This is a genomic window from Ruminococcus difficilis (genome assembly GCF_016680995.1).
The window spans coordinates 43,008-49,007 of sequence record NZ_JAEQMG010000118.1 but is presented as its reverse complement, the minus strand read 5'-3'; the positions used below and the strand labels follow the sequence as shown (position 1 = coordinate 49,007).

General features: G+C 43.7%; 9 protein-coding genes. 6 read left to right on the top strand and 3 right to left on the bottom strand.

Annotated elements, in window-relative coordinates:
- The 5 genes from JKK62_RS17365 to JKK62_RS11505 all read left to right on the top strand — a co-directional run.
- Window positions 1–248, top strand: a 248-nt coding sequence (locus JKK62_RS17365) for a hypothetical protein (RefSeq protein WP_207752181.1), incomplete at its 5' end; no start/stop codon positions are given.
- 9 nt (window positions 249–257) lie between these two features.
- Window positions 258–383 carry a hypothetical protein gene (locus JKK62_RS17820; RefSeq protein WP_279380630.1) on the top strand — a complete coding sequence of 42 codons (126 nt, stop codon included), beginning with the start codon at window positions 258–260 and terminating at the stop codon, window positions 381–383.
- A complete protein-coding gene (locus JKK62_RS11515) occupies window positions 367–1,374 on the top strand; it encodes a LacI family DNA-binding transcriptional regulator (protein WP_201428019.1) in 1,008 nt (335 codons plus the stop codon). Before JKK62_RS17820 ends, JKK62_RS11515 begins: the two co-directional genes overlap by 17 nt.
- Window positions 1,375–1,486: 112 nt before the next feature.
- On the top strand, window positions 1,487–1,627 hold the full coding sequence (locus JKK62_RS11510) for a cysteine-rich KTR domain-containing protein (protein WP_207752184.1): 141 nt from the start codon (window positions 1,487–1,489) through the stop codon (window positions 1,625–1,627).
- Between the two features lie 58 nt (window positions 1,628–1,685).
- Window positions 1,686–2,495: an AAC(3) family N-acetyltransferase gene (locus JKK62_RS11505; RefSeq protein ID WP_092970513.1), complete on the top strand. Its 810-nt coding sequence runs from the start codon at window positions 1,686–1,688 to the stop codon at window positions 2,493–2,495.
- 487 nt (window positions 2,496–2,982) lie between these two features.
- On the opposite strand, the gene JKK62_RS11500 is transcribed toward JKK62_RS11505, so the two are convergent.
- The gene (locus JKK62_RS11500) at window positions 2,983–3,906 is read right to left on the bottom strand and encodes an IS3 family transposase (RefSeq protein WP_366503348.1); all 924 of its coding nucleotides are present in this window, start codon (window positions 3,904–3,906) and stop codon (window positions 2,983–2,985) included.
- Window positions 3,836–4,171 (bottom strand): transposase, encoded by a 336-nt coding sequence (locus JKK62_RS11495; protein WP_201428017.1) that lies wholly within the window; start codon window positions 4,169–4,171, stop codon window positions 3,836–3,838. The genes JKK62_RS11500 and JKK62_RS11495 overlap by 71 nt, the downstream gene beginning before the upstream one ends.
- Window positions 4,172–4,617: 446 nt before the next feature.
- Here JKK62_RS11495 and JKK62_RS11490 point away from each other — a divergent pair, with 446 nt between their 5' ends.
- On the top strand, window positions 4,618–4,944 hold the full coding sequence (locus tag JKK62_RS11490) for a helix-turn-helix domain-containing protein (protein WP_092969217.1): 327 nt from the start codon (window positions 4,618–4,620) through the stop codon (window positions 4,942–4,944).
- A 144-nt stretch (window positions 4,945–5,088) separates the two neighbouring features.
- On the opposite strand, the gene JKK62_RS11485 is transcribed toward JKK62_RS11490, so the two are convergent.
- Window positions 5,089–5,910 (bottom strand): YesL family protein, encoded by an 822-nt coding sequence (locus tag JKK62_RS11485; RefSeq protein WP_201428016.1) that lies wholly within the window; start codon window positions 5,908–5,910, stop codon window positions 5,089–5,091.
- Window positions 5,911–6,000 lie beyond the last annotated feature (90 nt).

Sequence of the window (6,000 nt, the reverse complement as noted above, 5' to 3'; positions counted from 1 at the left end):
TTACCTATCCCGATTGTATATTTTATCCTTTCAATGGAGGAATGTGTGCGTTTGATATTGACATGGATTGTTTTTATAAGAAAGAAATGGATGAAAAAGATTTGAAACTTATTAAGGAAAAGATTAAAAGGTTAAATTCAAAACATATATTTAATCTGTCAAATGTACGGCTGTTACTGATGATTATTATTACAGCATTATTATGGATTGTGCTGTTAAAGCTCGGCATTGCAAGACCAAGATGGTGAGGTGATGATATGGATAAAAATGAAAAAACTGCTAAAGTTCTCGGTATAGTTTCTTTTGTATTGAGTATTTTAGGATTAAGAATTGTCATAATCTATCCAAAAGAAATGAGGAAAGTTAATGTGGGACGAAAATAAGGTAAGAATAAAAGATATAGCGGAGGAGCTCGGAGTCAGTACGGCGACAGTATCTAATGTGCTTCACGGCAAGACAAGAAAGATTTCCGACAGGACAGTAAAAAAAGTTGAGCAAAAGCTTGAGGAGCGCGGCTATATTCCCAATATGGCGGCAACATTGCTCGCGCGTAATAATTCCAGAATTATCGGAGTTATAGTAAATGACCATCCGAAATACGAAGGGCATACCTTTGAAGATTTGTTTATTTCAGCAGCAATAAATCACTTGTCTGACGAAATAGAATTGTGCGGATATTTTATGATGCTTAAAAAAGCGAAGAAGATCTCGGAAATTGTAAGATTTGCATCAATGTGGAATTTGGACGGCGTTGTAATCATAGGCTTTTGTGAGGATGAGTATCAGGATCTAAGGGATCATATTCGTGTGCCGTTTGTGATTTATGATGGGTTTGCCGATGTTCAGAATCGTTTTGGCAACATTACAATTGATGATTTCGACGGAGGCAGGCAGGTTGGTGAATATCTCAAGAGTATGGGTCATAACCAAGTCCTATGTATTGCCGATAATGATGTGTGTATGGACCTTATGAGGTATAAAGGACTATGCGAAGGACTAAACCTCAAAGCTGATTTTTTAAAAATACCTATGGAAGCAGATGAAAGAGAAGAATTCTACCTTTCAAAACTTGATGAGTTAAAAAGACACACTGCCATATTTGCCGTGTCTGACTATTACGCAATTGAGCTTATGCGCTTTTTGCGTCGACATGGAATAATAATTCCTGATGAAATCTCTATAGTGGGGTTTGATGGCAGCAGAGAAGCATTTGATATTACTCCAAAGCTTACTACAGTTGCACAGAATAATCTACTTCGTGCGCAAACAGCAATATCATTATTGGTTAAGATGATTAATAACAACGAAGCGACTGAGAATTTGTGTATACCGGTAAAGCTTTTAATAGGAGAAAGTGTAAAAGAGTTAAATTGATGCATCCGGATTCTTGATACGATGTATAGGATAAGGTAAGGAGGTGGCTATTTTCAAAGAAAAATCAGATTGGATAATATGCCCGGTTTGCAAAAACAAGACAAGGACCAGGATGACAATAGATACTGTAATCAGAAATTTTCCTTTGTTTTGTCCAAAGTGTAAGAGGGAAACAGTAATAAGTGTTACAAGAATGAATATTTCAGTCATTGAAGAGCCGGACGCATCAGACGCAGAGCCGATGAACTTGTGAGCAATGACAGAGTACATCGGCTCTTATTTTATTGCTATTTAGCAGAAAGGAATGACGAATGGAGAAAAAACTTATTCTTAAATCAGATGTGCTTAATACATTTGAGAAGTTGGGATTGAAATCAGGACAAGTGATAATGGTACATACGTCCCTTAGCAGTATAGGCTATGTTTGCGGAGGTGCTCAGACCATTATTGAAGCTTTGATTGAAGCAGTTGGAAATGACGGTACAATTATGATGCCATCACAATCGTGGAAAAATCTTGATCCCGAATCAGGAGTGCATTGGGAGGTGGATGTGGATTGCTGGCAGACCATACGTGATAATTGGCCGCCGTATGATAAGGATGTTACACCGACCAATACAATGGGGGCAGTGGCAGAGATGTTTCGACTGTGGAACGGAACTATTCGCAGCGACCATCCCGCAAGGTCAGTAGCGGCATTTGGCAAATATGCAAAGTATTTGACGCAGGGGCATGATTTGTCGAATATTTTCGGGGACGGTTCTCCTGTCGGAAAGCTTTATGAGCTTGATGCATATGTGCTTCTTATAGGAGTTGGGTATGACAAGAATACCTCTCTGCATCTTGCTGATGCAAGGGCAGAGTATCCGGGCAAGCATCTCTGTACGGAATACAGTGCTGTTATGGAAAACGAAAAGAGAGTGTGGAAGGCATATGACACGCTCTATGTTGACGGCGAGGATTTTGAGCAGATTGGTACAGCCTTTGAAGAAAACTGTGAAGTTAAAAAGGCTACGCTGGGAAATGCAACTCTGCGGCTTATGAAGCAAAGAGAGCTTGTGGATTTTGCCGTTGGTTGGATTGAGAAAAACAGAGTTAATAACAAACATCAGGAGGACTAAAGATGATAAAAACAATTATTAAAAAAACAACTGTAGGATTACTTACATCAACGGGATTAAGCAACCGGATGGAACTATCAAGAACTTGCCGATAAAGCAAGTGGCTGACATACTCGGACACACAACGACCGAGATAACCGAACTCTACTATGTGAGACGAGAGAGCGATAAGCTCAACGGAGTTACCGACGGATTCGAATTATAAGAAAATGCTTGGGCTATACCGAAAGGTATGGCCCAAGCAGATTGACGATTTACTAAAGTGGTCCCCTTGTCAAGACCACGGCTTGAGAAAAATGCGTGAACATTGGCAGCGTTAATTCTGACTCTGTTGTATCCCGCCAAAAATGTTCGACACTGTGCCGGGCAGCCGCCCGCCTACAGCGGGTCGAAGAGCCTTGACCGGGCTCCGCTGGTCTGTTACAATGGCTCGCCGCGTGGTCGAGCTTTGTTTTCCTGACTCCGCCGCACCCACGCCGCCATCGAATCAACAGGCCAGCGGGGCACTGTCAAGGCCGGCGGTGATGGTTGCTGAACGGCTGAATGAGGCATAATAGACAGCATCCGGCGTTTTGTTGTCAAGCGCCTGGTGCGGTCGGATCGTGTTGTATTTCCGAATGTATTCTCCAACGGCATGACGAAGCTCCCGCGGGGTACGATATTCGTTGATGTAGATTTCTTCCTGTTTCAGACTGCGGAACCAGCGCGCCACCATGATGTTATCTGCCCAGCGCTTCCGCCCGTCCATGCTTTGCGTGATGTGATATTCTTTCAAAAGGCTTCTGTATTCCTTGCTTGTGAACTGACTGCCTTGATCGCTGTTGAGAATCGCCGGGGTACCGTACCGTTCTACAGCATCGCGGACAGCTTCCAATACATGATAAGTCTCAAGCGTATCCGCCAGCCTCCAGCCGACGATTTTCCTGCTGTACCAGTCGATGATTGCAGCCAGATACATGTGGTGACGGTACATTTTGATATAGGTGATGTCTATTGACCAATACTGATTGGGGAACAAAGCGGTTTTGTGCCGCAGGAGGTACGGTACAACGCCCTCTTTGCCGTCATTTTTTGACAGATTCGGCTTCGGATAGATTGCGTAGATTTCCATCTCGCGCATATAAGCCCGAACCAGTTTTCGACCAACCTTGTAACCTTCGTCCCGCAGCTTGGCTGCAATCTTCCTGGAGCCCATGGCCGGAAGCTCGGTGTGCCAATAGTCGATCCTGGCCATGATTTCTTCTTTCAGCAGGCGCTGCGTCTCCGTAGGTTCCTTAGTTTCGTAATATACGGAGGACCGGTTGACTTGCAGTAGCTCGCACTGCCGCCGAACAGACAAATCAGCGTTTTTCCGGATCAAGTTCCGGCACGGGACGCCCGCTTCGGCGAAAGCAGTCCTGAAGAAAGTCACGTTCAATCGTCAGCTGACCGATAGTTTTCAGCATGGTTTCCTTTTCTTTCTTCAGGGCTTCCTCCTTCCTGCGAGCTGCCTTTTCGGCTTTCTTCGGATTTTCGAAAATCATGCTCGCGTTCTCAAGAAACTCTGACTTCCAGTTCCGGACCATGTTGGGATTGAGGTTGTACTGCGAGGCAATCTCACTTAGACTTTTCTCCCCTTGGAGAACCTCGATGACTACCTTTGCTTTGAATTCCGACGTGTACGTTTTGTATGACATAGTTTGCGCTCCTTCCTTTAGTTATACGCATTATACCATGTTCACGCATTTTTTCAATCCCGTGGTCCAAATTACAGGGACCATTATAAAATCTCCCATAGCACCCGTGTAAAACATTTCGCATCCTTGTTCAGCTATTTTCAGCAAGCTTTCGTATAAACTGTTCAGTTATACTTCCAAATTCCTGTCTGTGACCAAAACTGCACCAGGTTTTTATCTTGTTCACGGCTATTCGACCCGTTACTATATGGATTTAAAACTTAATCGAAAAAGATCATAGCTTTTCTTTTACAAGGATTATATCCTTGTCATAATTAATTATAACATATATTTTACAGGATGTCATCACCATTAGTAATTGTTTCTTCCGTTTAGTTTGTGTATCTATTTTATAAAATCATCTATTCTAATAGTTGTAGAGAATAACTATAAGGAATGGTAATGCTATGAAAATGACTTCTATTGGTCAACACATTAGGCAATATAGACTTGAGAGGAATATGCGACAGGAAGACTTGGCGGAGAAAACCGGCTTAAGTGTTAATTATGTTGGAATGGTCGAGCGAGGTGAAAAGATTCCCGCTTTGGAAACTTTTATTACTATCCTCAATGCTTTAGGAATAACCGCTGATGTAGTTCTATGCGATGTCTTGGATAACGGATATACTATTAAAAATTCAATTTTAAACGATAAGCTTCAGGGTCTTTCCAAAGCCGAGCAAAATAAGATTTATGAAGTAATTGACACACTGATAAAGCATTCGAATAAATAAATTGCAACAATAAAAACATCGAGCAGAACTTTTAATAATTCTGTTCGATGTTTTCTTTTGTGCTCCCAATCGGCTATTTTTTTACGATTTCAAATCATCCTTATGAGTATCAGCCTTTCGGCACACCCGCTTTCTTGATAGGATTTACTTTTTATTGGGATTTTTCACCATTCTGCCGTTGACGAAGATGTAGTCGTCCTCGGTGTTTTCCGTATGGATGACGACAGGCTCCTCCTCGACAACCGGGTCAACAAATTCTCCGAGGTTCTCGATCAGTCCCTTTGATACCATCGCGATCACAAGATACGTGATGAGCATGGGGAAGACCGCGCCGATCAGTACGCAGGCGATGATTCTGCCGGCGCCGCTTGTGAAAATGATAATGAAAACCGCGGCGGCTGTCGGCACCGCGATCATCAGGAGGGCGAGCAGGTTGCGCGGAAGATTTCTGATGATCAGCAGCAGGGAATGCTTGTAGATATCGCGCCAGCGCAGTTCGTAGGTGACGGTCATCAGGGGCACATAGAACAGCATGACAAGCAGTGCGGCGATGAATATGCCGTAGATCGACAGCACATAGCCGAAGGTCACATCCTCCTGCGCGAGCGTGTAGTAGTAGAGGATGGCGAACGACGAGCAGGAGCAGACGGCGTATACCACAAAGCCGTGCAGCAGGAATGCTTTCCGGTTTTCCATTACCGCGCGGAAGAAGGTCGGGACAACGGGAACATAGTCGTTCTCTATTCCGTATTTGCGGATAACGGTGACAAGTCCCGCGTAGAACAGCATGCCCGGGATGATGCCCACGCCCCAGAGGATGATGCTGTTGAAGCCCGTCAAGAGGGAGATCAGGATGAAGATGCCCGTGCAAGCCGCCATGCACGCGGAGAAAAGAACGCCCGCGAGCAGCAGCTGCGGCAGCTTCTGAAAGAACACGGTGATCGGTTTTTCGTGTTTTGGTTTCATATGATGATTTCCTTTGTGTTTTTGTACCTCCCTATCATACCATATAACAGGGGTGGTTTTCAATAGGATTTTGAAATCAGTGTGAATCAC